The 24,158-nt window shown below is 68.2% G+C and carries 26 protein-coding genes and 1 tRNA gene; 13 read left to right on the top strand and 14 right to left on the bottom strand.

The genetic code is table 11. The annotated features are described in order from the left end of the window. Positions 1-5: 5 nt before the first annotated feature. The 4 genes from IM660_RS06800 (at position 6) to IM660_RS06785 (ending at position 2,462) form a co-directional block, all read left to right on the top strand. On the top strand, positions 6-743 hold the full coding sequence (locus IM660_RS06800; protein ID WP_193498600.1) for an ABC transporter ATP-binding protein: 738 nt from the start codon (positions 6-8) through the stop codon (positions 741-743). After that, a complete protein-coding gene (locus IM660_RS06795) occupies positions 740-1,507 on the top strand; it encodes an ABC transporter permease (RefSeq protein WP_193498599.1) in 768 nt (255 codons plus the stop codon). The genes IM660_RS06800 and IM660_RS06795 overlap by 4 nt, the downstream gene beginning before the upstream one ends. Positions 1,508-1,511: 4 nt before the next feature. After that, the gene (locus tag IM660_RS06790) at positions 1,512-2,108 is read left to right on the top strand and encodes a DUF998 domain-containing protein (RefSeq protein WP_210769090.1); all 597 of its coding nucleotides are present in this window, start codon (positions 1,512-1,514) and stop codon (positions 2,106-2,108) included. 105 nt (positions 2,109-2,213) lie between these two features. Further along, positions 2,214-2,462, top strand: a complete 249-nt coding sequence (locus tag IM660_RS06785) for a hypothetical protein (RefSeq protein ID WP_193498598.1) — start codon at positions 2,214-2,216, stop codon at positions 2,460-2,462. A 108-nt stretch (positions 2,463-2,570) separates the two neighbouring features. On the opposite strand, the gene IM660_RS06780 is transcribed toward IM660_RS06785, so the two are convergent. From IM660_RS06780 to IM660_RS06755, 6 genes are read right to left on the bottom strand one after another with little or no spacing between them, the layout of a single operon-like run. Further along, a complete protein-coding gene (locus IM660_RS06780; protein WP_193498597.1) occupies positions 2,571-4,601 on the bottom strand; it encodes a hypothetical protein in 2,031 nt (676 codons plus the stop codon). Next, positions 4,598-5,635: a glycoside hydrolase family 130 protein gene (locus IM660_RS06775; RefSeq protein ID WP_246465189.1), complete on the bottom strand. Its 1,038-nt coding sequence runs from the start codon at positions 5,633-5,635 to the stop codon at positions 4,598-4,600. The genes IM660_RS06780 and IM660_RS06775 overlap by 4 nt, the downstream gene beginning before the upstream one ends. 9 nt (positions 5,636-5,644) lie before the next feature. Continuing rightward, entirely contained in the window at positions 5,645-6,475 is an 831-nt protein-coding gene (locus IM660_RS06770; protein ID WP_193498596.1) for a carbohydrate ABC transporter permease, read from the bottom strand. Position 6,476: 1 nt separating this feature from the next. Further along, positions 6,477-7,427, bottom strand: coding sequence for a carbohydrate ABC transporter permease (locus IM660_RS06765; protein WP_193498595.1), 951 nt, complete (start codon positions 7,425-7,427; stop codon positions 6,477-6,479). A gap of 1 nt (position 7,428) precedes the next feature. Beyond that, positions 7,429-8,706 carry an extracellular solute-binding protein gene (locus tag IM660_RS06760; RefSeq protein ID WP_193498594.1) on the bottom strand — a complete coding sequence of 426 codons (1,278 nt, stop codon included), beginning with the start codon at positions 8,704-8,706 and terminating at the stop codon, positions 7,429-7,431. After that, on the bottom strand, positions 8,703-9,740 hold the full coding sequence (locus tag IM660_RS06755; RefSeq protein WP_193498593.1) for a LacI family DNA-binding transcriptional regulator: 1,038 nt from the start codon (positions 9,738-9,740) through the stop codon (positions 8,703-8,705). Before IM660_RS06755 ends, IM660_RS06760 begins: the two co-directional genes overlap by 4 nt. Positions 9,741-9,893: 153 nt before the next feature. On the opposite strand from IM660_RS06755, the gene orn reads away from it, so the two are divergent. Together orn and IM660_RS06745 are read left to right on the top strand one after the other, a co-directional pair. Then, the gene (gene orn / locus IM660_RS06750) at positions 9,894-10,553 is read left to right on the top strand and encodes an oligoribonuclease (RefSeq protein WP_281389305.1); all 660 of its coding nucleotides are present in this window, start codon (positions 9,894-9,896) and stop codon (positions 10,551-10,553) included. Positions 10,554-10,666: 113 nt separating this feature from the next. Continuing rightward, positions 10,667-10,742: transfer RNA gene (locus tag IM660_RS06745), tRNA-His, on the top strand. A gap of 151 nt (positions 10,743-10,893) precedes the next feature. Here IM660_RS06745 and IM660_RS06740 read toward each other — a convergent pair. Next, positions 10,894-11,946 (bottom strand): TRM11 family SAM-dependent methyltransferase, encoded by a 1,053-nt coding sequence (locus tag IM660_RS06740; protein ID WP_193498592.1) that lies wholly within the window; start codon positions 11,944-11,946, stop codon positions 10,894-10,896. Between the two features lie 245 nt (positions 11,947-12,191). On the opposite strand from IM660_RS06740, the gene IM660_RS06735 reads away from it, so the two are divergent. Continuing rightward, the gene (locus tag IM660_RS06735; protein WP_193498591.1) at positions 12,192-12,521 is read left to right on the top strand and encodes an ArsR/SmtB family transcription factor; all 330 of its coding nucleotides are present in this window, start codon (positions 12,192-12,194) and stop codon (positions 12,519-12,521) included. Continuing rightward, the gene (locus IM660_RS06730; protein ID WP_193498590.1) at positions 12,521-13,057 is read left to right on the top strand and encodes an SRPBCC family protein; all 537 of its coding nucleotides are present in this window, start codon (positions 12,521-12,523) and stop codon (positions 13,055-13,057) included. Before IM660_RS06735 ends, IM660_RS06730 begins: the two co-directional genes overlap by 1 nt. Positions 13,058-13,135: 78 nt before the next feature. On the opposite strand, the gene IM660_RS06725 is transcribed toward IM660_RS06730, so the two are convergent. Next, a complete protein-coding gene (locus IM660_RS06725) occupies positions 13,136-13,747 on the bottom strand; it encodes a M15 family metallopeptidase (protein ID WP_193498589.1) in 612 nt (203 codons plus the stop codon). Positions 13,748-13,833: 86 nt separating this feature from the next. Here IM660_RS06725 and IM660_RS06720 point away from each other — a divergent pair, with 86 nt between their 5' ends. Beyond that, positions 13,834-14,514: a response regulator transcription factor gene (locus tag IM660_RS06720; protein WP_193498588.1), complete on the top strand. Its 681-nt coding sequence runs from the start codon at positions 13,834-13,836 to the stop codon at positions 14,512-14,514. Between the two features lie 20 nt (positions 14,515-14,534). Beyond that, complete coding sequence (locus IM660_RS06715) at positions 14,535-15,626, top strand: sensor histidine kinase (RefSeq protein ID WP_281389304.1); 1,092 nt, start codon at positions 14,535-14,537, stop codon at positions 15,624-15,626. Between the two features lie 12 nt (positions 15,627-15,638). On the opposite strand, the gene IM660_RS06710 is transcribed toward IM660_RS06715, so the two are convergent. The 6 genes from IM660_RS06710 to IM660_RS06685 all read right to left on the bottom strand — a co-directional run bounded on the left by IM660_RS06710 (position 15,639) and on the right by IM660_RS06685 (position 21,314). Next, a complete protein-coding gene (locus IM660_RS06710; protein ID WP_193498586.1) occupies positions 15,639-16,355 on the bottom strand; it encodes a response regulator in 717 nt (238 codons plus the stop codon). Next, complete coding sequence (locus IM660_RS06705; RefSeq protein ID WP_246465188.1) at positions 16,352-17,758, bottom strand: sensor histidine kinase; 1,407 nt, start codon at positions 17,756-17,758, stop codon at positions 16,352-16,354. Before IM660_RS06705 ends, IM660_RS06710 begins: the two co-directional genes overlap by 4 nt. A gap of 77 nt (positions 17,759-17,835) precedes the next feature. After that, positions 17,836-18,699, bottom strand: a complete 864-nt coding sequence (locus tag IM660_RS06700; protein WP_193498585.1) for an ABC-2 transporter permease — start codon at positions 18,697-18,699, stop codon at positions 17,836-17,838. 8 nt (positions 18,700-18,707) lie between these two features. Further along, a complete protein-coding gene (locus IM660_RS06695) occupies positions 18,708-19,589 on the bottom strand; it encodes an ABC-2 transporter permease (RefSeq protein ID WP_193498584.1) in 882 nt (293 codons plus the stop codon). Further along, positions 19,586-20,344 carry an ABC transporter ATP-binding protein gene (locus tag IM660_RS06690; protein WP_193498583.1) on the bottom strand — a complete coding sequence of 253 codons (759 nt, stop codon included), beginning with the start codon at positions 20,342-20,344 and terminating at the stop codon, positions 19,586-19,588. Before IM660_RS06690 ends, IM660_RS06695 begins: the two co-directional genes overlap by 4 nt. Positions 20,345-20,534: 190 nt before the next feature. Continuing rightward, positions 20,535-21,314, bottom strand: coding sequence for an SGNH/GDSL hydrolase family protein (locus IM660_RS06685; RefSeq protein ID WP_210769089.1), 780 nt, complete (start codon positions 21,312-21,314; stop codon positions 20,535-20,537). Between the two features lie 123 nt (positions 21,315-21,437). Here IM660_RS06685 and IM660_RS06680 point away from each other — a divergent pair, with 123 nt between their 5' ends. The 3 genes from IM660_RS06680 to IM660_RS06670 are packed head-to-tail and all read left to right on the top strand — an operon-like array spanning position 21,438 to position 24,147. Continuing rightward, positions 21,438-22,112: a response regulator transcription factor gene (locus IM660_RS06680; RefSeq protein ID WP_193498582.1), complete on the top strand. Its 675-nt coding sequence runs from the start codon at positions 21,438-21,440 to the stop codon at positions 22,110-22,112. A gap of 2 nt (positions 22,113-22,114) precedes the next feature. Beyond that, positions 22,115-23,659 (top strand): sensor histidine kinase, encoded by a 1,545-nt coding sequence (locus IM660_RS06675; protein WP_246465187.1) that lies wholly within the window; start codon positions 22,115-22,117, stop codon positions 23,657-23,659. Then, positions 23,656-24,147, top strand: coding sequence for a hypothetical protein (locus IM660_RS06670; RefSeq protein ID WP_193498581.1), 492 nt, complete (start codon positions 23,656-23,658; stop codon positions 24,145-24,147). The genes IM660_RS06675 and IM660_RS06670 overlap by 4 nt, the downstream gene beginning before the upstream one ends. Positions 24,148-24,158: the final 11 nt, after the last annotated feature.

The following is a 24,158-nucleotide window of genomic DNA, read 5'->3' as shown; positions in this document are numbered from 1 at the left end:
GAGATATGGCTTCTCACGATCTAGCGATCGAGGCGATCGATCTACGAAAACGCTACGGCAGCACCGAGGCGGTGGCTGGGATCAGTCTGAGCGTCCACCGTGGCGAGGTACTCGGCATCCTCGGGACCAACGGGGCCGGCAAGACCACCACGGTGGAGATGATCGCCGGACTGCGCCGACCCGATCAGGGGACGGTTCGCGTGCTCGGACTGGACCCCGAGGCAGACCGTGGAAAGGTCCGCCAGGTACTGGGCGTCCAGCTGCAGTCGTCGGAACTGCACGGGTCTCTGACCGTCACCGAGCTGGTCGACCTGTATGCGAGCCTGTACCCCCACCCGGTGCCCACTGGCGAATTGATCGAGCAGGTCGGCCTGACCGAGCAGGTCACCACTCGGTTCGAGAAACTCTCCGGCGGGCAGCAGCAGCGGCTCTCCATCGCGCTCGCACTGGTCGGGAGGCCACGAGTGGTCATTCTGGACGAGCTGACCACAGGGCTGGATCCCCGCGCCAGGCGTGAGATGTGGCGGACGGTCGAGAACCTGCGGTCCAGCGGTGCGACGGTGCTGCTGGTCAGTCATGCCATGGAGGAGGTGGAGGCCCTCTGCGACCGGGTGGCCCTGTTCGCGGCTGGGCAGGTGACAGCGCTCGACACGCCGAGCGGGCTGACCGATCGAGTGGGGGCCTCCTCTCTCGATGAGGCTTTCGTGACCCTCACAGGGCAGGAACCGGAGGAGATCCCATGACCGCCGAGATCCAGGCTCGACGTCCCGGTCTGCGCGCCTGGCGCACGCTGGTGGTGTGTGAGGCCAAGATGGTCGCGCGCGACACCGCGGGCCTGATCGTGCCGCTCGGACTGCCGCTGCTGATCCTGCTGATGAGCGCCTCGAGCGCCAGCACGCGGGTCGTACAGAACGGGCGCACGGCACTGGAGGTGTTCGTGCTGCCGCTGGCGCTGACGATCGTGATCGCGATGATCGCGATCGTGAACATGCCCAGCTTCCTCGCCTACTATCGGCGCACGGGCATCCTGCGGAGGTTGGCGGTCACCCCGGCATCTCCAGCGCTCGTGCTGGTGGCGCAAGCAGTGGTGAGCATCCTGCAGGCACTCCTGGGCCTCACCTTGGCGCTCGCGGTGGCCGTCGTGGGTTTCGGAGCTGGACCACCCGAGGATCTCGGGGTCGCGGTCGGTGTGTTCGCCCTGGCGAGCCTGGCGATGTACGGGATCGGGATGATGGTGGCCGCACTCGCCCCGACGCCGAACTCAGCGGTGGCGATCGGGCTGGTGGCCTTCTTCGCCGTCGGCGCGCTGGGTGGCCTGTTCGGCGGAATGACGACTCTGCCCGACCCGTTGGCGACGATCGGTACGACCCTGCCCTTCGGTGGGGCGGTCCAAGGACTCGGAGCGGCGTGGGTGGGCGCCCCCGTCGAGGCCCCGTCCCTGATCGGGATGGCGGTGACCGCCGTCGTCGGGTTCGGGGTGGCGGCCGCCCTGTTCCGGTGGGAGTAGACGGGTGACTGCCTGGGGATGGGTCGGTGCGAGCGCGGCTGTGCTGTTCATGATCGTCTTCACCGCCGACGGGTGGACCCGACCGGGTTACCGCCCCCGCTACCACCCGGTGAGCGCGCTTTCCCTGGGGCGACGGGGCTGGATACAGAAGGCGAATTTCATCGTCTGTGGCGCGGGAGTCGCCGTCGGGAGCCTCGCACTCCTCGGCGCGAACGTGCTGCTGACCGTGGCGATCGCAGTCTTCGGGCTCGCGCTGGTCGCGTCTGGTGTGTTCACGATGGATCCGATGCGCGGGTATCCGGCAGGCACTCCTGCGGGTGATCCATCGACGTTCTCGCGCCAGCACCGATTACACGACTGTGCCGGCGTGGTGGTCTTCGCGGCGGTGCCGATCGCAGCGGTGATCGCGGCCCTCACACCGGAGTTGGGCGGCGGGTCGCTCCGGCTGCACTCGGCGGTAGCCGCCGCGGCCAGCACGGCGGGGTTCCTCGTCTTCGGCCAGGCGTGGGAACAGGATTCGCCGCACGCCGGGCTGTGGCAGCGGCTGACCATCCTTCTCGGGTGGTCATGGGTGGCGGTGCTGCTGGCCGCAAGCTCCTGATCGCTGACGGCGGAAAAAGCCGTGACCAGGAGACCTGCACCCTGCCAGGGTGGTCACCGTGCCCGGCCGGGTACGTCCACACCACCACGAAAGCAGGATCCACTCATGCACCCGATCGTCATCTACGAGATACATCGCCTCGAGCACAGGCAGCGGCTCGCCGAACTCACCCACCGCAGGAGCATCGTGCGGGAACTGAGGATCCGGCAGATCATCGCGCAACTCACTCGAGGCGGTCGGTCCACCGGCCGCCTTTCTGCTGCCATGGGCACAGTTGCTGCCCCGGGCACAGTTGCTGCCAGTACCACAGTTGCTCAGCAGAAGGAGAACACCGACTTCATCCGAGCCAGCTAGCGCCTCCGCGTCAGCCGTTCGGTGGTGGCGGCTGGCGTCGATGCGCTGAATGACCAGCAGGGCCCCGCAGGATTCGTTCCTGCGGGGCCCTGGTGCGCTCCTGCGGCGCTACCGGGTGATCGCGAATCCTCTACCGAGGATGCGTACACGACGTCCGGCACGAGCCTGCCCGCGCTGGATCCCTCTGATGGTGAAGGTGCGGCCCGTGCCGCCGGCGAGTGCGTCGATGAGCTGGGTGCGGTCGGAGGCGTTGACGTAGAGCGCCGCTTCCCCGGTCTGGGTGCGATACACGGCGCTGGCCACCGCGGGGCGAATCAGCACCCCGTCCAGGCGCAGGTCGCCGGTGCTGGTGCATCGCACCCGCGTCCGCCCAGCCGGCAGCGGACGCTCCAGCGGGAGCGGTCGCAGCGCGCCGGGCGCCTCGGTCAGCCCGGCATCCCCGAGACCGCCGGCTGGTGTGGATCCAAGAACGGGACCGTCGACGACCTCCCACCGGGCGTCGCCCGCCTCCTCGGCACGCTGCCAGACGATCGGGTGCAGCTCGGCATCACCCGGAAGATCCACCTCGAACTCGACCCACTCCCCCGCCGGCACGCTCACGTACGCACCACCGGACAGGTTGCCCTCTCCGGTCCACGCACCGCTGTCGGGGCGTTCCACCACGCACCCGGCGCTCAGCGTCGCCGCCTCGGCCTCCACCACGCTGACCCCGTGGGTGGACTCGATGCCGCTCATCGACCGTGCGATGGCAGCCACCTCAGGATGCTCGTCCAGTAGCAGCGTGGTGAGCAGTGCGTGGATGGTGGACTCGGCTCCGCTGTTGCGGTTGATCCGCCCGTCCGGCTCGATCCCGTCCACCGTGATTCCGGTGTCCGGGTCGTACACCTGCGCACCGGCGGGGTTGGCACCGAAGAACCAGCCGGCGGCGAGCGCCGCCACCTCGGCGAGCCCGGGACCTCCGGTTGCCTCCGAGGCTGCGAGCGCAGCGGCCACCCGCCCGTGCACGCCGTAGGCGATCTGCGCCTCGGCCGGTGTGGGTGCCCAGGCGTTCACCGGGCCGCCGGTGGCGAGCAGCAGTGGGGTGAAGGAGCCGGCGTCGGCTACTGCCACGTCCACCAGGTCGGGACGGCCGAGCACCCTCCCGGCGCGGGCAAGTGCCTCGGGCGCAGCCGCTCCCCACCCGTGCCAGAACCCGAGCGAGCCGGTCCACGGCAGCACGGCGCCGAACGGCCACGCATCGGTGCTGGTGCCCATCCGGGCGATGCCCTCGGCGTACTCGCGCAGTGCACCCGCCACCACGGCATCATCGGGGTCAGCTTCATGCGCGGCGGCCAGCCCGAGCACGGCCTCCGCGGTGGCGTCCGCTCCGCCGGCGATGAGCCAGTCGGGCAGTTCCACGCCGTCACTTCGCACCAGGTCTCCGACCCGGGCGAGCGACTCCTCGCCCAGTGCCGTCAGAGCCAGGTGCAGCCGGCCGCGGAGGAACTCGACGAATTCTGCGAACTGCCGTCCCGCGCCGGCGAGTACGGCATAACCCTCGCCGAACGCCCACACGGTGCGGGCGAGCCAGTAGGACTCGGCCGAGTCCGACGGGTCCGGAAGCTCCACGGGTTCGGCGCTCGGGTTCAGGGTGCCGTCGCTCTGCTGCCAGAGCACCACGCGCCCGGCGTCGGGACCGGTGTCGTTCTGCAGGTAGGCGAGGGTGCGCAAGGTCCCGACGGCGTGGTCCCGGCTGCGTGGATCACCGCTGGCTTGCCAGTCACGCAGGAAGACGACGGCGGCCCGTGCGATGTCGTCGGCGTTATAGGCGCCCTGGGTCCAGTGCCCGGTGGCAGGGTCGAGGGTGCCGCCGCCGACGCGGGTGAACGTCTGGCCGTCGAAGTCCGCGTAGGTCCACGGGGCGAGGCCGGGCGTTCCCTGGTCGAACGTGCGGTGATGCGCCAGTTCAGGCAGTGACACCTCATCGGTCAAGAAGCGCAGGTGGTCCAGGTTTGTCAGGCGCGCGGAGCCACCGAGGCTGCTGGGACTCAGGGGCGTCGCATGAGCTGGGGCGAAACCCAGGGCAACAGAGGAACCAGTGGCGAGGGCCGCCGTCGTGCCGGCAGCGAGCCCCAGGAATGCTCGACGTGAGGCGCTCATCGTGACCCTCCGCCGTCGGGGATGGTGACCGTGGAACCCCAGCCCTGGGCGGGATCGTGCACGGCCACAGCGAGTGTGGTGTCGGACTGGCCGTAGTAGGCAAACCACGTGCCGCCGAACTTCACCAGGCCCTCCACGAAGGTGACGTTGGAGACCAGGCCGTGGGTGTCCTCGAAGGTCTGTGGGCGCAGCCAGGGTTCCTGTAGCCGGGCGAGTACGCGGGTGGGGTTGTCCGGGTCGATGGCGATCTGCCCGCATCGGTAGTCGACATCGACGCGGCCGTCGGCGTGCACGGTGCGGGTGGCGCCGTTGGTGAGGAAAACGAGCAGCCCGTTGCCGGTGAGCACCGGGGAGGTGCCGATCTCCACGAGGTCGGCGTCGAAGGAGCCGGGGGTGGGCGCGTACATCGGCTCGGCGTCGGGTGTGCCGGGCGTCCAGTGGATCAGGTCCTCGCTGGTGGCCCAGTAGATCGCACCTTCGCCGAAGTACATCCACCACGTGCCCTGCATCTGGAACGGCACGATCACGCCGGCCTTGGACCAGTTGAACCCGCGAGGATCCACGGTGGCGAAAGTGTCGAAGTCCTCGAACAGCGGCCCGTGCTTGGTCCAGGTGCGCAGGTCGGTGGAGGTGGCCAGGCACAGCTGGGCGCTGTGGCGGTCCCAGCCGGTGTAGGTGAGGTAGTAAGTGCCGTCGATGACGGCGATGCGCGGATCCTCACAGCCGTAGCGTTCGTAGTCCTCGCTCGGGGAGAGGATCGGGGCATCCTCGCGCTCGAAGTGGTACCCGTCTGAGCTCCTGGCCAGGCCAATATGGGAGACGATGTCGTCGGCGTGGGCGCGGTAGAGCAGCAGCACCTGATCGCCGTCTACGAGGGCGGCCGGGTTGTACAGGTTGGCCGACTCCCAGGAGTCCCCACGGGGGCGCAGGATCGGGTTGTTCTCGTACGGGGTGAACGGCCCGAGCGGGAAGGTGGCCCCGGTGAAGATGCCAGGTTCGCTGACGGCGGGATCGGTGACGGGAACGGTAGGCATGGATTCCTTTCAGCCTTTGACGGCAGCGCCGATGTCGGAGGCGGTGAAGTAGCGCTGGAACAGCAGGAAGAGGATCACCACGGGGAACGCGAGCGCGGTGGCGCCGGCGAGGATTGCCCCGTTCGGGTTGGCGGTGGACTGGGCCACATTGGAGATGTAGTTGGCCAGCGAGACCGCCAGTGGCTGCAGTGAGGTGTCCTTGGTGATGAGGAACGGCCAGAGGAACTCGTTCCACGGGCCGATGAACGTCACCAGCACCACGGTCACGAGTGCGGGCCGCACCATCGGCACAGCCACCGAGCGCAGGATCCGCAACTCGGAGGCACCGTCGATGCGGGCCGCCTCGAAGATCTCCTTCGGCAACGCCTTGAAGAACTGGGTGAAGATGAACACGGCGGTGGTGTTGATCAAGAACGGCAGGATCATCCCGAGATAGGTGTCGCCGAGGCCATAGCTGCGGGTGATCTGGACATACAACGGGATCATCAGCAGTTGGAAGGGCACCATCTGCACGAGCATCATCAGCACCCACGTGGCGCTCTTGCCGCGGAAGTCCAGCCGGGCCAGGGCGTACCCGGCGAGTAGGCCGAAGGTCACGGTCCCGAGCAGCACACCGGCGGTGAAGATCAGTGAGTTCGTCAGCGAGCCGAGCAGGTCGATCCGTGAGTCGATCGCGGTGAAGTTACCGAGCGTCCACCCCTCTCGCGGGAACATCTCGTCCGGGGTGTTGGTGGGGTTCTGCTGGAATGCACCCACCACCATGAAATAGAACGGGAACGCGAAGACGAGGGCGGCAGCGGCGAGAATGGCGTAGCGCCACCAGGCAGTGGTCCGGGTCATCTCACTTCTCCCTGGTGAGGCGGTTGGCAGTGAGCGAGAGCAGCCCGACGATGATCACGAGGATCATGCCCATCGCTGCGGCGGTGTCCGGGTTCTGCTGCTGGATGCCCTTCTGGTAGATCAGCAGTACGGGCGTGAGGCTGGCACCGTCCGGACCACCGCCGTTGGTGAGCAGGTACGGCTCGGTGAACAGGTTCGCCCCGGTGATGATCGCCAGGATGAGGACCAGCGTGGTGGCATTGCGCACCCCCGGGATGGTCACGTGCCGGAACCTCTGCAGCGCACTGGCGCCGTCGGTGGCGGCGGACTCGTGCAACTCGCTCGGGATGTTCTGCAGGGCGGCGAGGTAGAGCAGGATGTAGAAGCCGAGCTGCTTCCAGGTGACGTAGAGGGCAATGCTCGGCATCGCCAGGGCGGAGTTCACCAGCCAGGACGGGTCCGGTGCGAGCGGACCCAGCACGCTGTTCACCAGCCCACCGGAGGAGAACAGCAGCATCCACACGCCCACCAGCGAGACGCTCGCCGTCAGGTAGGGCACATAGAACGCCACCCGGAACGCGGCCGCCCAACGGATCCCCGCGTTCAGGGCACTGGCCAGGACCAGGGCGGCCACCGCCGTCAACGGCACGTTGATCACCAGGAACACCGCAGTGTTGCGGAATGACTCCAGCACCTGGGGGTCGGTGAGCACGTCGATGAAGTTCGCCAGCCCCACGAACGGGCGCTCCACCTCCACCCCGGGTGCGGTGAAGAAGTAGTCGTGGAAGGCGATGTAGCAGGCGAACACGAGCGGGTAGGCGAAGATCAGCGCCACGAACACCATGTACGGCAGCGCAAAGATGGTTCCGATCGGGTGCCGGCCGAGCAAGACCCGCAGTCGTCGACGAAGGTCGGGCCCTCCCGCGCGCGACCCCGACGGAGTGCGCGCGGGAGGTGTGGCCACGTCCGCCATGTCAGCCCACGAGCCCGGTGATCTCTTCGGCGGAACCGGAGAGGAACTCCTCGATGGTGGTGTTGCCGAAGATCACTGCCGAGGAGTAGGACTCGCGGAAGACCTGCCAGGCCTCCACAGAGTTCGGGATGCTCGGCACGTCGGCCACCCGCTCCGTCTGATCGGCGAACGCCGCGTACATCGGGTTCGCCTCGAAGTAGTCCGGGTAGGTGCCGGCCAGGTCGGTGCGCATCGGCATCTGCCCGGTGGCCTCCAGGAGCTGCCCGTCGGAGTCCGCACTGGTGGAGAACTTCAGGAACTCCCAGGCCGTGGCCTGGTTCTCGCAGGCAGTGAACAGGGAGACGTTCTTGGAGTCGGCGAAGGTCACGACGTCCTCGCTCCCGCCGGTGGTGGGCACCGGCATGAAGCCGACGTCCACGCTGTCGCCGTAAGAGGCGATTGCCCACGGTCCGGCGAGCTGCATCGCCGTGGTGCCGGAGACCATCGCGTCATCAGTGGCGGCCTCGCGCGGGGCGAGGCCCTCGGTGTAGATGGTGGACCAGAAGTCGGCCACTGCGGCACCGGCCTCATTGTCGAAGGTGGCGGCGCCGTCCTCGACGAGCTGGGTGCCGCCGGTCTCAGCGAGGTAGAGCGGGTAGAAGTCGAACCACGGCTGGTAGAACTCATTCGTCGGAGAGGGCCAGATGGCGGACTCCACGCCGGAGTCGACGATCTGCCGGGCACCGTCGAGGAAGTCCGCGTGGGTGCTCATCTCCGGGTTCTCCGGGTCGAGCCCGGCCTGTTCGAACAGATCCTTGTTGTACATCACCATGACCGGGTTGGACTTCCACGGCAGTTGGTAGTAGCCGCCATCGCTCTGATAGGCGGCGGTGGAGTCGCCGCCACGTTCTTCGATGTAGGACGCGCCATCGTCGAAGGTGCTCAGGTCGACTAGGCCACCCTGCTGCACCCAGCCGGAGACGGCTGCCGTGGCGATGTTGTACACCAGGCATGGTGCCGTGCCGGCGGTGATCGCCGCGGTGATGGCCTCTTCGGAGGAGGAACCAGCAGGGATCTCCTGGGCGGTGACCTCCTGGTCGGGATTCTCGGCGTTCCACGCCTCCACCACGGCCTCGCCCCAGGCGATCTCGGCCTCGTTGTTGGACAGCCAGATCTCGATCGGGCCGGTGCCGGTCGCAGCACCGCCGCCGTCACCTCCCGAATCTTCGCCGCCGCCGGAACAGGCGGCGAGCATCAGGGTCGCGGCACCAACGAGTGCCGCAGTCTTCGTGAACTTCATCGTTCTTCTCCTTGGAGAGTGGGGTGGACCTGCGTGCTGGCACGCAGTTGGAGCCGGTTGCAGTCGAGCTGAATGGTGCGCGCGGGCTCACCGGCAATGTCGGCGAGCAGTGCTTCGGCACAGACGCGGCCCCGTTCGATGGGGTCGGTGGCCACAGTGGTCAGAGCCGGTGATAGATGGGCGGAAAGGTGGTCGTCGTCGAAACCCGCGACGGCAAGGTCGTCCGGGACGGACAGTCCGATGCTGCGCGCGTACGACAGGCCCGCGATGGCCATCGTGTCGTTGGCGTAGACGATCGCGGTGGGTGGGTCGGGAAGCGCGAGCAGTTCGGCGGTGCGGTCGCGACCGCTGGCTGCACCGAAGTCACCTTCGGCGAGCAGGTCGGCATTCCCGACGGCGGACAGGTAGGCCCGGGCGCGCACGCGGGAGTGCACGTAGTCCAACGGTCCCGCTACGTGGGCGATCCGGGTGTGACCCTGGGACCGGAGGTGCTCGATCAGATCCGTGGTCGGGCTGGCATCGTCAGTACGTACGCAGGTGAACGGGCTGGGGTCGTCATAGGCGCCGAGCACCACGGCGTGCAGACCGAGCTGGTGCACGTACGGTACCCGCCAGTCGGCGTGATGCAGGTCGAGGATGATCACACCGTCGGCCCGGCCGCTGGCCATCGCACGGTAGGCGCGTTCCTCGGCGTCCCGGGAACCAGCCACTTGAAGGACGAGGGCTACTTCTGCCTTGCCCAGCACGGCCTCGACCCCAGCGATGAAGGCCGGGAAGAAGGTGTCGGAGGCGATGATCTCCGGGTCCCGCGCCAGCACGATGCCGATCGCGTTAGCGCGACTGGTGGCCAACGCTCGGGCGCTAGCGCTGGGCAACCATTGCAGTTCCTCGGCCGCGGCGAACACGCGAGCCTTGGTCGCCTCCGAGATCGGACGGCGACCACTGAAGGCGTGCGAGACGGTCGCCTTGGTCACTCCTGCTTTGGCAGCCACGTCACCGATGGTCGGTTTCGCCGGGCTCGGCAGCTGCGGCATCTCGGGATCTCCTTCGTTGGACTGTTAGTGGTGACGTTAACCGGTTTGATTCTCGGAGGTCAACCGGTTTGATGCGTTTGATGACGAGTCCGATTTGGAGGCGTTCGCGACGGCTGTGACCCCCTGTCGGCGGTGGTCGATACAGTGAGGCGCGTGAGTTCTCCGTCCAAGACCCCTGGCCGCGGCGATCCGATCGTCTGGATCGACTGCGAGATGACCGGCCTCGACCTCCACAACGACGCGCTGATCGAGATCGCCGTGCTCGTGACCGACTCCGAGTTGCACACCCTCGATCCCGGTCTGGACCTAGTCATCGCTCCCCCGCCGGGCGCCGTCGAGCAGATGAACGAGGTGGTGCGCACCATGCACACCACCTCCGGACTGCTCGATGAGCTACCGAACGGGATTGCGCTGGCCGACGCGCAGTCGCAGACGCTCGAGTACATCAAGCAGTTCGTGCCAGAGGCGGGCAAAGCACCACTGGCGGGCAACTCGGTCGGCACCGACAAAGCCTTCCTGGAGCGCGACATGCCCGAGCTGACCGGGCATCTGCACTACCGAATCATCGACGTCTCCTCCATCAAGGAGCTGGCGCGGCGCTGGTACCCACGGGCGTACTTCAACTCCCCGAAGAAGGATGGTGGGCACCGCGCACTCGCCGACATCGCCGAGAGCATCGACGAGTTGCGCTACTACCGCGCAGTGCTGTTCCCCGACGATTCCAAACAGCCGGACTCCAAATCAGCACAGCGCACAGCCGCCCTGATCGCCTCCTCCCCCACGCTCCCTGCCAAGGCGGAACCGCCCGCCTGAGAACCAGCAGTGCCGCTCCCGGGTGTGCCCACAGACACATCGTGCGGCGTCCCGAGACACCCGGATCGTTCGCTACACTGGTGGATCGCAGCCGCTGTGTGCGGATGTACTTGGTGGCTATAGCTCAGTTGGTAGAGCACCGCGTTGTGGTCGCGGGGGTCGCGGGTTCAAGCCCCGTTAGCCACCCCAGACGAGCGAGGCCCGGACTCTTTCCCTCACCGACCACGGTGGGGCGGAGCCCGGGCCTCGCTCATGTTGTGACAGCGAGATCAGCCCACGAATAGCCCGGCCACCCCACTCCACCGGCACCCGAGAACCACGGGGGGCGCCCTCTCGGAGCTCATCGAGGTACGGCAAGAAAGATGCGCGGGTGTCTGCCTGCGACGCTGAGCGGATACGTGGCGGTGAGCGCCCAGTCCCGGCGACGAATCATGACGCGCTCCTGGGCTTCATCCAGCAGCACGACGAGCAGCCCGTCCGGCCGGATCACTCTGTGCCACTCGGTCAGGAACGTGGCGAGGTCGCCGGCCCGCTGACGGATGCCCCAGGGTGGGTTCGTGATGATTCGATCCACGCTGTGCGGTGGGACATCACATGCGCTCGCGTCGCCGCGCTTCCATTCGATCGGTCGCCCACCGCTGTTGTGCCGGGCGATCGCAATCGCGCTGGGGGCGATGTCACGTCCGACGAACCCAGCCGCAGGTGCGCACATATGAGCCTCGATCAGGATCGTTCCTGCACCACAACAGGGGTCGACCACTGTGTGGTGGCTGTCGATCCCAGCGAGACGAGCCATTGCCGCCGCAACCGGCGGGTGGAGACTCCCGGGAACCGTGCGTGCCCGCCACGGGCGCCGGTGGAGGGGCGCAGGGAAGGGGCGCAGACCGACGTACATCGTCGATCCGTCCAACGTGACGCGCCACGGCGCGGCATCGCGTGGCGGCACCCCGCCGTTGCGACGGGAGACATAGCTGCCGATACCTTGCCGCGACAACGCGCGACCGACAGCGTCTTCGATATCGAAGCGGGAGTAATTTCGTCGCCCGACAAACGATGCTGAGACGGCGAACGTTGGCGGACCCACCCACGCACGACCAACCTGACCGAGACTGTCAGCGCTCTCCCACAGGGGAACGCGCCCGGGACCCGGGTCGGGAACTTGGGCCGCGACGGCGAAGGCATCGTCAGCAAGCCGGGGCGGGCGTGTCAGGATCGATCCCGCAGCAGGCGACACATTGATCTGGCGCTTCGATACCCCCTCGACGGAGTGGCCGGCGGCGGTGACTTCAGTCGCCACGAGCTGTTCCAGGCCTGTCGTGGCGCGCACGACGACCTTCGAGTCAAGGGGAAAGTGGTAACGGTACAGCGCATCGGAAACGCGCGCAGAAGACATGACGAACTCTTCCGGTCAGCGGTCGGGAGCCGCCGGAGAACTGCTCCCGCATCGCTAGCCGCGGGCGCGGAGCCGCTGAGAATGGCTAGCGGAAACTAGCCGAGCAGGAAGACCGTGTACGTCATGCGTCCGATCGTACCGGCCGGCGGCCGGCAAGTCCTGACTGGATCTCGCACTAGCGGCACCGGCTCCCCCTTCTCGAATATTCCTTGACAGACATATTCTGCATCAGGAATATTGACACCATGCCCGCTCGAGATCCGTTCACTGTGTTGGCCGACCCGACCAGGCGCCGGATCCTGGACCTGCTGCGCGAGCAGGATCTGATGGTTTCGGAGCTGGTCGACCTGCTCCGGACGGCACAACCGAACGTCTCCAAGCACCTGAAAGTGCTGGACGAGGCGCATCTGGTGAACGCCCGCGTCGACGGGCCGCGCCGGCACTACGCGCTGGTGTCGGAACCGCTACGCGAGCTCGATCAGTGGCTCGAGCCCTACCGGCGCACCTGGGCGGGTCGCCTCGATGCACTCGAGGCACACCTGGACGAGATGACCGATGACGAAGGAGAGAGCTGATGTCCGACACCCACCTAGGCACCGTCACCCGCGAGGGCGAAGGAGTCGTGCTGCGATACGAACGGGAACTGCGCCACCCCCCGGAGAAGGTCTGGCGAGCGATCACCGAGTCTGAACACCTGCGCCACTGGTTCCCCGCCGACATCATCGGCGAACGAGTGGCCGGCGGTCCCCTGACAATCACCTTCTGGCCGGAGGCGATCGAGCAGGCCGGGTCCGAGATCGAGGCCGCCGGGCTCGATCTGAATGATGCGAGCCTTCCCGGCGAGCTGCTGACCTGGGACCCACCTCGCACGTTCGAGTTCACCTGGGACACCGAGCGTCTCCGGTTCGAGCTAGAGGCGGCCGACGGCGGAACTCACCTGACCGTGACCGTACACGCGGTCGACCCGGCGCCTCGGGGGTTCCAGAGCACCGCCACCGGGTATCACCTCTGCCTCGACGCCCTCGTGGCACACGTGCACGACGAGCAGGTGGATCTCTTCAGCTCCGAGCGCACGGCGACGCTCGAGACGAGCTACGCAGCCGTGCTCTGACCTGGTGCCCATCGCGACGGTGGCCTGAGTGTCGTTCGAACGCGCTTCGACGACATCCAGGCCGCCCTCGGGGCGGCATCACTGCAGCCGAGGATCCTCAGTGGGATCGGCGAACATCGGCGGGCACCCGCGCTCGGCGGCTTCCTGGCGCAGCTCGTAGTGCCAAGGCTCATTGCCGTAGACCTGGCACAGCCCGTACCGCCCGCCGTGCTGAGACAGCCACGACATGGCATCGACAGGTCCGATATCGATCGCCTCGCCAGAGACGTGGGCCGAGGTCTCAGCCGTGGCTACCCAGCGCGCTGCTTCATCCTCGGAGCCGTACTGTGCAACGGCTTCGTCCACGAGTTGCTGCTGGAAGCGGGCCGAGCGCCAGCCGCTGGTGACCTGGAACGCGACGCCGTCCCGCTCGGCATCCGCGGCAGCACGGCGGACGGCGTCGAGAAGATCCGGCTCAAGGTTCGCCACAGCGGGGGCGTCGTCATCGAAAACAGACACATTGGCGCCGTCGGGAATGACGCCGTCGGCCTCGTCCGGGTCGCCCCGGTGTCCGCCCTCGAGCACCTCCAGCGCTGCCGGCGCGGACGGGAGGAGCGCGCGGTAACCGACCAGGCCGGCCAGTATCGCGACGGCCACGCCGACGACGAGAAGGATGCGAGGGGTGCGAACGACTGATCTGTTGCGACTCATCACGCCAGTCAAGGTGGGGCCGTGTTGCGCCGGCGTATGCAGTTCTCGATACGCCGGCGATAGGTCCCGGCTCGTAACATCACAGGATGCGCGTGCTGATCGTCGAGGACGAGCCCTACTTGGCGGAGTCCATCCGGACCGGTCTGCGGCTCGAGGCAATCGCCGCCGACATCGCCGGCGACGGGGACACTGCCCTGGAGCTGCTGGCGGTCAATGACTACGACGTGGCCGTGCTGGACCGGGACATCCCGGGACCATCAGGAGATGAAGTGGCCCGGCACATTATCGACTCCGGCACCGGCACTCCGATCCTCATGCTCACCGCCGCCGACCGGCTCGATGACAAGGCGTCCGGGTTCGAGCTCGGCGCCGACGACTACCTCACCAAGCCGTTCGCGATGCGTGAGCTCGTGCTGCGCATCCGGGCGCTGCACCGCCGGCGATCCCACCAGCGGCCCCCTGTCCTGGAGATCGCCGGTCTGCGAGTGGACCCGTTCCGGCGCGAGGTCTACCGGGACGGCCGGTACGTCCCGCTCACCCGCAAACAGTTCGCCGTGCTGGAGGTGCTCGCCGCTGCCGGCGGCGGGGTGATCAGTGCCGAACAGCTACTGGAGCGCGCCTGGGACGAGAACGCCGATCCGTTCACCAACGCCGTGCGGATCACGGTTTCCGCGCTGCGCAAGCGCCTCGGTGAGCCGTGGGTGATCGCCACCATCCCGGGAGTCGGCTACCGCATCGACACCGAATCCATGGACTTGCGGCAGTGACGGTGTCGAGACGACCGGGCGTGAGCGTACGGGTCAAGCTCACGCTGAGCTACGCCGGGCTGGTCATGATCGCAGGCACACTGCTGCTCGCTGTCGTGTGGGTGTTCCTGCTGCGGTACGTGCCCGACGGGCCAATCGACACGCGCGGACCCTTCGTCCCGAACCGCTCCGATCTCGAGCGAGCGTTTGCCCCGCGGATCGCCCTGGCGTGGGTGCTACTCCTGGTATTCGGGCTCGCCGGCGGCTGGCTCCTCGCCGGCCGGATACTCGCGCCGCTCGCGCGAATCACCAGTGCCACCCGCGCCGCCTCGACCGGCTCCCTCTCGCACCGGATCCGGATGGAGGGGCGCAACGACGAGTTCCATGAACTCGCCGACGCCTTCGATGTGATGCTGGAACGGCTGGAGGCGCACGTCGCGGAGCAGCAGCGGTTCGCGGCGAACGCCTCCCATGAACTACGCACACCCCTGGCCACGACGCAGTCGCTGCTCGAGGCCACCCGCGCAGATCCGGACCGTGACGTCGATCAGCTGATCGCACGCCTGCACGAGGTGAATACACGAGCCATCACCCTCACCGAGTCGCTGCTCGTGCTCAGCCATGCTGGTCGCCGGACGTTCGCCCGCGAGCGCGTCGACCTCTCATTGCTGGCCGAAGAAGCCACCGAGACATTGCTGCCTCTCGCCGAGCGACGGGGTATCGCCCTCGACGTCTCCGGTGAGGTGGCACAGACCGCCGGCTCCCCCACCCTTCTGCTGCAGCTGGTGACCAATCTGGTGCACAACGCGATCGTGCACAACGACGGCGCCGGCGGCTCGGTCTGGGTGAGCACCGCCGTCGACCGTGACACCGTGCTGCTCACGGTGGAGAACACCGGGGAACCAGTGCCACCGCAGGCGATCTCGACGCTGACCGAGCCGTTTCAGCGGGCGACCGAACGCCTGCACAACGATCAGCGCGGTGGGGTGGGCCTCGGGCTGGCGATCGTCGCCAGCATCTGCGAGGCGCACGCCGGACGGCTCGCCATCTCGGCACGTGCACCCGGAGGGCTGCGTGTCACTGTCCGGCTGGCATACGCTCCCGACCGAGGCACTGCTGGTGGGAGTCCCTGAGGCCTCACGACCTCAGTCAATGGGGCGCAGGCCAGGGTGAGGTCCGCCGTCGCCCTCCCCCACGCCAACGAGACCATACTCATACGCTGCGATCACCGCCTGCACCCGATCGCGCACGCCGAGCTTGGCCAGGATCCGGCCGACGTGGGTCTTCACCGTCGTAGCCGAGAGGACCAGACGCGCGGCGATCTCCGCGTTGGAGAGCCCTTCCGCCACGCACCGCAGCACGTCGAGCTCTCGTGGGGTCAGGACATGCAGGCGAGGATCGAGTCCGTCTTCGGTGTGACCAGCACCGGTGTCGGCGGGCAGGTGCGCGGCGAACAGGTCGAGCATGCGGCGCACCAGCCGCGGTGCGACGACGGAGCTGCCTGAGGCCACCGTGCGGATCGCCTCGACGAGCTCGTCCGGGCGGGCGTTCTTCGCGAGGAATCCACTCGCTCCCGCGCGCAATGCGGCGAACGCATACTCATCGACATCGAAGGTGGTCAGCACGAGCACCCGCGTGGACGGGTGCTCCGCAGCCAGCCGCTGTGTGGCTTCGATTCCACCCATGCCGGGCATCCGGATGTCCATCAGCACGATGTCGGGCGACAATGCCGCCACCTGCTCAAGCGCGATCCTGCCATCCGACGCCTCGCCGATCACCTTGAGGTCGGGCTCGGTCTCGATGACGAGCCGAAAGCCCATCCGCACCAGAGCCTGATCGTCCACCAGCAGCACTGTCGTCATCGGCGTTCTCCCTCGTGGCCACCGGTCGACGGCAGGACGACGCCGACACGCCATCCTCCGTCCGTCCGCGGGCCGATCTCAGCATGGCCACCCAGGAGCGCGACCCGCTCACGGATCCCGACGACACCCCGCCCGGTGCCGCCGGCGCCGGGCCGTGTGCCACCGGAATCGATGATCTCCACCTCGACGAACGTGCCGCTGCGCCGCAGCGTGACCTCCACGGACGAAGCACCGGGAGCGTGCCGGAGCACGTTGGTCAGGCTCTCGGAGACGATGCGCACCACGGCCAGACGCAGTGAGGTGTCCTGCGGGAGCTCTGTCTCCAGACCAGAGGCCGTGACCGGAAGGCCGGCCACGCGGAGCCTCTCGACGACGGTACGCAGGTCAGTCGCAGCAGTTTCAGCCAGGTCGGGGTGCCCATCGTCGTCGGCATCGTCGGGATCGAATACCTCCAGCACGCGCTGCATGTCCGACAAGGCCGTCCGACCAGTACTGGAAAGCTCACGCAGGGCCTGGCGTGAACTGTCCGGCGCACGCTCAAGAGCCTTGTCAGCGCCGTCGGAAAGAGCGACCATCACCGAGACGCTGTGCGCGACGACATCGTGCATTTCACGTGCGATGCGCGACCGCTCGGCAGCGCGGGCGAGCGCCGCACTCTTGTCACGATCGCGGGCCATCGCCTCATATCGCTCCACGAGTCCGAGAGCGTGCAACCGCCGGGCCCGCACTCCAGACCCGGCTGCCACCCCCAGCAGCAGGAGAGCGAGCAGGAGGAACACCGACGCCGATCGACGCCCCGGCGAGAAGAGCGGCTCGGGGAGCTGCTGGACCGGGTCACCCGTCGGCGTCATGATCGGATCACTCCAGAGCAAGATCTCTGCCAGACCGATGTCCTGCCACCACCACATCGCGATCGAGACGGTGACGAACACGGCCGCGCAACTGAGCCAGGTGGTCCGCGGAGGCCGGTCGGAGGCAACCGCGTAGAGCGCACACGCGAGGCAGACTCCCACCACCCCCAGGACCCCCGCACTGGTGAGGGACGCCACGGCCAGGACGCACAGCGCCACTGTGACGGTCAGCGGCCGCGCTCGCCGGGCGAGTAGTAGCACCGCCCCTACCGCAGCCCCAACGAGCCAGGCGGTTGGGACCAGCCACGACGCACGCGCCTCCCGCGGGTACAAGCCCAGGCCAGTCGCTCCCCGGACAGTCTGGGACGCGAACAGCACAGTCAGCAGCCCGAGAAGCAACACCGCCACCATCAGCGCCACGTCCGCGATCCGGGGATGCGCGGCGACGAGGCGCCCCAGTGGCCCCCGCCGCTGGACCTGCATCTGCGTCAGTGGCGCGGCCGAGTCCGCACCCTGAAGCCGCAGGGATCCGGTGGTGCGCCGAGTCGTCACGACCTCACTCTCCCATCTATCGCCCCGCCGGGGCCCAGAGCGGCACACCTGCGCAGACAGGTCCCGCTGCGCACGCTTCACGTGAGGTCATGGCGACGCAACCGGTATCCCCCGGCCAGGAGCAACGCGAGCACCCAGCCACCGAGAACGGCTGTCCCGCCCCAGGCTCCGAGCGGGGGTCCCAGGCTCGTCGCATCCAGCACAGCGAGCCCGGCGTCGTCGATGAGCAGACGGGCGCCGGAGCCCGGCAGGAGGGCACGCACCGTGTCGGCGATCCTCCCGGGGTTCACCGCCAGCAGGTGGTCGATCACGATGACCATCAACACCCCGGCAACGAGGGCTGCACTGGGGCGACGCAGCAACGCGCCGATGCCGAGCCCTACCAGCGCGACGCCCGTCAGATACACGACGAATCCGGCCAGGATCCGGGCTGTTTCACTGTCGGTGATGGTGACGATGAGCCCGTGGTCAGAACGCGCACCGATCGTCACCAGGTACGAGGCGACGAGCGCAACGGCCGCCGTCCCGAACGCGGCAACGATCGTGACGACCACCTGCGCCACGAGCACCGGCAGGCGCCGGGGAACAGCGGTGAACGTGGCTCTGAAGGTACCGGCGCCGTACTCGCCCGTTCCCACCTGAACACCCAGGACCAGGGCGCCGAGCTGGGCGAGGAGGTAGCCGGAGACGATCAGCGACGCCCCGGACTGGTCGTCGCCGGGGCGGACGAACAGACCCAGTGCGTAGGCGAGAGAGACCGCCACGAGGATCGTTCCCACTGCGGTCCACAGCGTCGAACGCAGACTGAGTAGCTTGGTCCACTCTGCCGCGAGAACGCGGGTGAACGTGACACCAGGCCGCGCGGGTGCCGTGGTCGAGGCCGCCGGCCCGCGGCGCGTGGATTCCAGCCGGTGCTGAGGAGTACTGGTCGCGCGATTCATCGAGCTCCTCAGGTCGCGTCGCGGGTGCGCAGGCGCACGGCGGCCCCTGCGAGCGGGAGAAGGATCCAGGCACCGAGAACGCCTGCCCCTCCCCACCGGCCGAGGTCAGGGGCGCCCTCGACGCCGGTGCCTTCCGGCACGGTCAGCAGCGAACCGGCCCCACTCGGCGAGAAGGTGACGGCGGTGTTGACCACGGCCTGTGCCGGCGGGGAACTCCCGGGCTGGCTCGGGGCCATCGGGTCAGTCGCCATATCGGCCGCGAGCATGAGCACGATGGGGAGCACAAGGGTCAGTGTCACCGCTGTGACGACGGCACGGACCGGGCGTCGCAGCAGCGCCCCGATGGCCACGCCGAACAGCGCCATACCCATGGGATAGATCACCATTCCGGCGAGGATCTGCATCGTCTGCTCCCCCGTCAGGTCCAGGGCGATTCCTCGGGAGCCGGCGGCCGGCAGAATTCCGAGGACCGCTGCGCCCACGGCCGCCAGCGAGACCAGGAGTGCGAATGCGGCAGTGACCACCACCTGAGCGGCGAGCACGGGAAGACGCCGTGGCACTGCCGTAAAGGTGCTCTGATAGGTCCCGGTGCTGAACTCTCCCGTTCCCACGAGCACGCCGAGCACGAGAAGTCCGACCGGCGTCAGGACGAGTGCCGAGGTGAGCGAGCCGAGCGGGTCGAATCCCGGGTCTCCCGCGGAGGCATTCGCCGACAGGTAGGTGAGAGCCCCGGACACGGCGACGGTGCCGGCTGCGAGCAGGTACGAGGACCGCAGACTGGCGATCTTGGTCCACTCCGCGGCGATCACGCGCCCGAAGGTCGCGCCTCGGCCGGACACAGCGGGCGGGCGGGCCGACGTGGCGGTGGGAGAAGATGCGGACGCGCTCATCGGGTCCCTCCCGTGGTGGGGACAACGGAATCCGCGGCGCTCCGGCCCCGGAACTGCACCGCATCTGCGGTCAGCTTCAGGTAAGCATCCTCGAGCGATCCACCTTCGGCCGTGAGCTCGGGGACCGAGGCGTCAGCGAGCAGACGCCCCTTTCCGATGATCACGACCTGATCCGCACACAGGGCCAGCTCGTGCATGAGGTGCGAGGAGAGGAGAACGGTCCGGCCCTGTGCCGCAAGGTCACGGACGAGTCCGCGCACCCACAGGACGCCATCGGGGTCGAGACCGTTGACCGGTTCATCGAGGATCAGCGTGTGTGGGTCGCCGAGGAGGGCACCGGCGATCCCCAGGCGCTGGCCCATCCCGAGCGAGAAGGTCCCCGCCCGGCGGCCTGCGACCGACTCCAGCCCGGTCATCTCGATCACCTCATCCACCCGCGAACGCGAGATGCCATGGGTGCGCGCCTGCGCCAGCAGGTGGCGGAACGCCGTCCGCCCGGGGTGCACCGAGCGGGCGTCGAGCATGACACCGACCGCCTGCAGCGGCGCGACGAGATCCGCGTACAGCTGACCGTCGATCGAGGCCCTGCCCGATGTCGGGCGTTCGAGCCCCACGATGATCCGCATCGTCGTCGACTTGCCGGCGCCATTCGGACCGAGGAAGCCCGTCACCGTCCCCGACGGCGCTGTGAAGGTCAACCCGTCCACGGCTCTGGTGGACCCGTAGCACTTCGTCAGCGCCTCCACCTCGATCATGAGTTCTCCCTGTCGTCGATGGGCGAGAGCCTCATGGCTCCTCCGTCAACGACGCTACGGAGCCACGCCGATATCACTCGACCTTCCAGCGACCGATATCGGCGTGGCGACGGGGTCGTCCTCCAGGAGGACCCCGTGCGCCCGCAGCGGGATCTGGAATGCTGCTGGAATCGCAACCGCCTCGGCGGGCTCAGCAGCCCGTGAACAGTTCGTCCGAGGACCACCCGGCGTTAGCCCACTCCTCTGCGTCAGCGGGCTCGAAGCCCGGATACAGCCCAACGAGCTCATCGAGCAGCCAGCTCGCGAACTCGGCGGCACCCTGCGGGCACGTGTGGATCCCATCACTGCTCCGGTAGACCTGCCCGTCGTGCTCGCGCGAGTACTCCTCGCCCCAGACCTCGGAGGCATCGAGGAACTCGGTGCCGTCGTCCTGTGCCGCCACCTCGGCAGCGACCTCGGAGGTGGCGGCTAGCTCATCCATGTGGTCGGCGTAGAACTCGTCGGGCTCGATGGGGGGCATGGACACGAGCAGCAGGTCCGCGTCGGAATCGGCGGCTACGCTCGCGAGCCGCACGTACGCCTCGCGCTGGTCCTCCCGCGTGCCCCAGTCGTAGCTGGTGATCTGGTAGACGACGACGCCACCCTCCGCCTCTGCGAGACGCTCCGGCAGCTCCTCCCACTGGGCCTCCGCGTTAGGCCCCACCACGTTGCCGCCCCCCGTGGAGGTCTCGTCGACGAAGTACGCCCCGCTGGACGCCACCGCCTGGGACAGCGGCAGAGCTTGACCTGCCGCCACCGAGTCTCCGAGGAGGAGCAGTGGTGAGACGCCGGCGTCGGCCGCCGCCTCCGACTCGGTCCAGCCGGTCTCGTCGCCGGTGTCTTCGCCGGGCCCGCCACCACAGGACGCCAGCATGAATGCTGCGAGGAGTGCGGTGGTCGTCGCGGTAGTTCTGGTGTGCTTGATCATCATGTGGTCGACTCTGCACGCCGGATGTCGCCGCCCCGGCACGTAGGTGTCACAGTCCTGTCGCAAAGAACGGTCCTCCCCGGCTCCGGCCTCCGGCGCGGCGGGTTCGTTCCTAGACTGGCTGGCGTGACCTCAGTTCTCCTCATCGAAGACGACCCCCTCGTTCGACGCAGCCTGGAACTGGCCCTGGGAAGGTACGGCTACACCATGATCACGGCTGCCACCGGTGAGGACGGGTTGTCGAGATTCACCGAGGAGGCGCCCGACATCGTGGTCCTCGACCTGATGCTCCCGGGGATCGACGGATTCGAGGTGTGCCGCCGGCTCCGTCTGGACTCGCAGGCGCCGGTGATCATGCTCACCGCACGCGCGGACGACCTCGATGTCGTCGGTGGACTGGAGGCGGGCGCAGATGACTACGTCGTGAAGCCGGTCCAGCCGGCGGTGCTCGACGCCCGTATCCGGGCGGTGTTGCGCCGGGCGATCAGCGATCTCGACGGCGTCCGCTCCCACGGCTCCCTGCGTATCGACACCGAGTCGCTCACGGTGACCCTGGGTGGCGCTCCGGTTCCGATGACGCCGACGGAACTGCGCCTCCTGCTGACGCTGTCTCGCTCCCCCGGCCGTGTCTTCAGCCGGCAACAGCTGCTGGAGGAGGTCTGGGGGCACGGATACCTCGGGGACTCGCGGCTGGTGGACAACGGGATCATGCGGCTGCGGGCGAAGATCGAGGACGGCCCCGGCCACCCCGAGTACGTCCAGACCGTGCGCGGATTCGGATACCGGTTCGGCCCGGTGTGAGTGTGGCACCGCGTCAGGAGCGACGGCGGAGGCTCCGCCCGGGCAGGCCGCAGGGGCTGGGCAGGCTGCGTGGGCTGCGTGGGCTGCGTGGGCTACGCGGGAGATTCGTCTTCGTGTTCGTCCTGATCGCAGTCCTCGGAGCGAGCGCGGCCGCGTGGGCGGGCGCACAGTACGCCTCTCGGGCGCTCACCGACTCCAGCCAGCAACAGCATGCCGACGCCCTGGTCGCGCAGGTGACCGCCGCCGCGCCAACAGTCGAGTACCCGCCGAGCCGGGATGCACTCGACCAGCTCCGCGCCGCGGTCGGGCCGCATGCCCTCGCGATCTACCAGGACGCGCAGTCGGCCTCTGGCATCTTCATCGCCGAAGACGGGCTCATCACCAGTGACTTGCGCGACGCCGTCACCGACGCCACGGCGCCAGGGGGCACCTTCACGCAACGCGTCATGGTGGAAGACACTCCCTGGGTGGTTATCGGAGCCCCGGTGATGCTCACCGCACCGGATGGCACCCGCAGCCCCTCCGGGGTCGAGGTCTATCGAGCACAGGACCTCTCCCCCGTCGACGCTGACATCGACGCTCTCACGCGCACCGCCATCGGCACCTCCGCGCTCGTGCTGCCGGTCGCCGTGCTGCTGGCGTTGCTCGCCTCCCGCACTGTGCTCGCGCCGGTACGGCGACTGCGCACCACGGCCCGGCGGCTGGCCGACGGCGACCTCAACGCCCGGACGCATCCGCGCGGTGTCGACGAGCTGGCGCAGCTCACCAGCACGGTGAACGAGATGGCCGAGTCGCTCCAGCAGTCAATGGTCTCGATGGCCCGGATCCAGGACGACGCTCGGCGCTTCGCTGCCGATGTCTCCCATGAGCTGCGCACGCCACTGTCGACACTCACCGCGGCCGTGGAAGTGCTCGACGACGCTTTCCAGCACAGGTCCGCCACCGACCCCGGCACGAACACGGGCACCGATGCGGCGCAGGAGTCGGCCCGGATGGCACTGGTCGAGACCCGGCGGCTGGTGCGCCTGGTGGAGGACATCATGGAGATCGCGCGATTCGATGCCGGCACGGCCGCGGTGCGCCTGGAGCCCACCGATCTTCTCGTCCTCGCCCGCGACTGTGTCCGTAGCCGCGGCTGGACGCAGGACGTCACCTTCACCTCTCCCGAGGGCGCCGACCTGGTCGTGCAGGCGGACCGGCGGCGCCTCGACGTCGCCCTGGCCAACCTGGTCGGAAACGCCCGCCGGCACGGCGCACCACCGGTACGGATCGCGTTCTCCGCCGCACCGGATGCCGTCGAGGTGACCGTCACCGACTCCGGCTCCGGCATCGGTGAGGATGTGCTGCCGCGGATCTTCACGCGCTTCTACAAGGCTGATGCCGCCCGTGCGCGCAGCCACGGGAGCGGACTCGGGCTCGCCATCGCCTGGGAGAACACGGCACTCCACGGCGGGAGTCTCACCGCAGCGAACACCCCCGACGGCGGAGCCCAGTTCACGATGTGGCTGCCCCGGGCGGACGGCACACGAGAAGGTGAGGAACGATGACCAGCTGGCTGCGCCACGTGGCGCTCCTGGTCGCTCTAGCCGGAGTCGGCGGCTGCGCGGTGCAACCCTCCCCGGTGGAGCAGGGCCCGCAGGCACCCACCGGTCTGGCGCCCGGTGTGACTCTGTATTTTCTCGACGACGGCGAGCTGGTACCCCAGGAACGTCAGACCCGGCGTCTGGGGTCCATGCAGGAGGCTGTCTCCTTGTTGCTGACCGGTCCGGGCGGCTCCGGTCTGGCAACCGGGATCGCGGAGGTGGCGGTGCACACCACCCATGTGACCGTCGGAGAGGACGTCATCGATGTGCGTCTGCCGCTGCCGACCGGCGATGTCACCTCCGACGGCGTGAACCAGATCGTCTGCACGGTGCTGGCAACGCACGTTCAGGCGGGGGGCTCACCGGAGATGCAGGTGCGTCTGACGTTCACCGACATCCCTGCCACGAGCTCAGACCCGCTGACAGAACCGCGCACCTGCCCGCTCCTGTAGCCGGGCCGGTC

This window comes from Ruania alkalisoli (assembly GCF_014960965.1).
Lineage (GTDB): Bacteria > Actinomycetota > Actinomycetes > Actinomycetales > Beutenbergiaceae > Ruania > Ruania alkalisoli.
The sequence above is the reverse complement of the archived record's forward strand: the minus strand, read 5'-3'. Positions and strand labels throughout refer to the sequence as shown.

Excerpts from the sequence above, each read along its gene's own strand:
- IM660_RS06725 (WP_193498589.1), bottom strand. The coding sequence starts at position 13,747 with ATGAGTCGCAACAGATCAGTCGTTCGCACCCCTCGCATCCTTCTCGTC.
- IM660_RS06735 (WP_193498591.1), top strand. The coding sequence starts at position 12,192 with ATGCCCGCTCGAGATCCGTTCACTGTGTTGGCCGACCCGACCAGGCGC.
- IM660_RS06710 (WP_193498586.1), bottom strand. The coding sequence starts at position 16,355 with ATGACGACAGTGCTGCTGGTGGACGATCAGGCTCTGGTGCGGATGGGC.
- IM660_RS06770 (WP_193498596.1), bottom strand. The coding sequence starts at position 6,475 with ATGACCCGGACCACTGCCTGGTGGCGCTACGCCATTCTCGCCGCTGCC.
- IM660_RS06760 (WP_193498594.1), bottom strand. The coding sequence starts at position 8,706 with ATGAAGTTCACGAAGACTGCGGCACTCGTTGGTGCCGCGACCCTGATG.
- IM660_RS06695 (WP_193498584.1), bottom strand. The coding sequence starts at position 19,589 with ATGAGCGCGTCCGCATCTTCTCCCACCGCCACGTCGGCCCGCCCGCCC.
- IM660_RS06785 (WP_193498598.1), top strand. The coding sequence starts at position 2,214 with ATGCACCCGATCGTCATCTACGAGATACATCGCCTCGAGCACAGGCAG.
- IM660_RS06690 (WP_193498583.1), bottom strand. The coding sequence starts at position 20,344 with ATGATCGAGGTGGAGGCGCTGACGAAGTGCTACGGGTCCACCAGAGCC.
- IM660_RS06700 (WP_193498585.1), bottom strand. The coding sequence starts at position 18,699 with ATGAATCGCGCGACCAGTACTCCTCAGCACCGGCTGGAATCCACGCGC.
- IM660_RS06775 (WP_246465189.1), bottom strand. The coding sequence starts at position 5,635 with ATGCCTACCGTTCCCGTCACCGATCCCGCCGTCAGCGAACCTGGCATC.
- IM660_RS06765 (WP_193498595.1), bottom strand. The coding sequence starts at position 7,427 with ATGGCGGACGTGGCCACACCTCCCGCGCGCACTCCGTCGGGGTCGCGC.
- IM660_RS06740 (WP_193498592.1), bottom strand. The coding sequence starts at position 11,946 with ATGTCTTCTGCGCGCGTTTCCGATGCGCTGTACCGTTACCACTTTCCC.
- IM660_RS06800 (WP_193498600.1), top strand. The coding sequence starts at position 6 with ATGGCTTCTCACGATCTAGCGATCGAGGCGATCGATCTACGAAAACGC.
- IM660_RS06780 (WP_193498597.1), bottom strand. The coding sequence starts at position 4,601 with ATGAGCGCCTCACGTCGAGCATTCCTGGGGCTCGCTGCCGGCACGACG.
- IM660_RS06685 (WP_210769089.1), bottom strand. The coding sequence starts at position 21,314 with ATGATGATCAAGCACACCAGAACTACCGCGACGACCACCGCACTCCTC.
- IM660_RS06670 (WP_193498581.1), top strand. The coding sequence starts at position 23,656 with ATGACCAGCTGGCTGCGCCACGTGGCGCTCCTGGTCGCTCTAGCCGGA.
- IM660_RS06730 (WP_193498590.1), top strand. The coding sequence starts at position 12,521 with ATGTCCGACACCCACCTAGGCACCGTCACCCGCGAGGGCGAAGGAGTC.
- IM660_RS06720 (WP_193498588.1), top strand. The coding sequence starts at position 13,834 with ATGCGCGTGCTGATCGTCGAGGACGAGCCCTACTTGGCGGAGTCCATC.
- IM660_RS06755 (WP_193498593.1), bottom strand. The coding sequence starts at position 9,740 with ATGCCGCAGCTGCCGAGCCCGGCGAAACCGACCATCGGTGACGTGGCT.
- IM660_RS06795 (WP_193498599.1), top strand. The coding sequence starts at position 740 with ATGACCGCCGAGATCCAGGCTCGACGTCCCGGTCTGCGCGCCTGGCGC.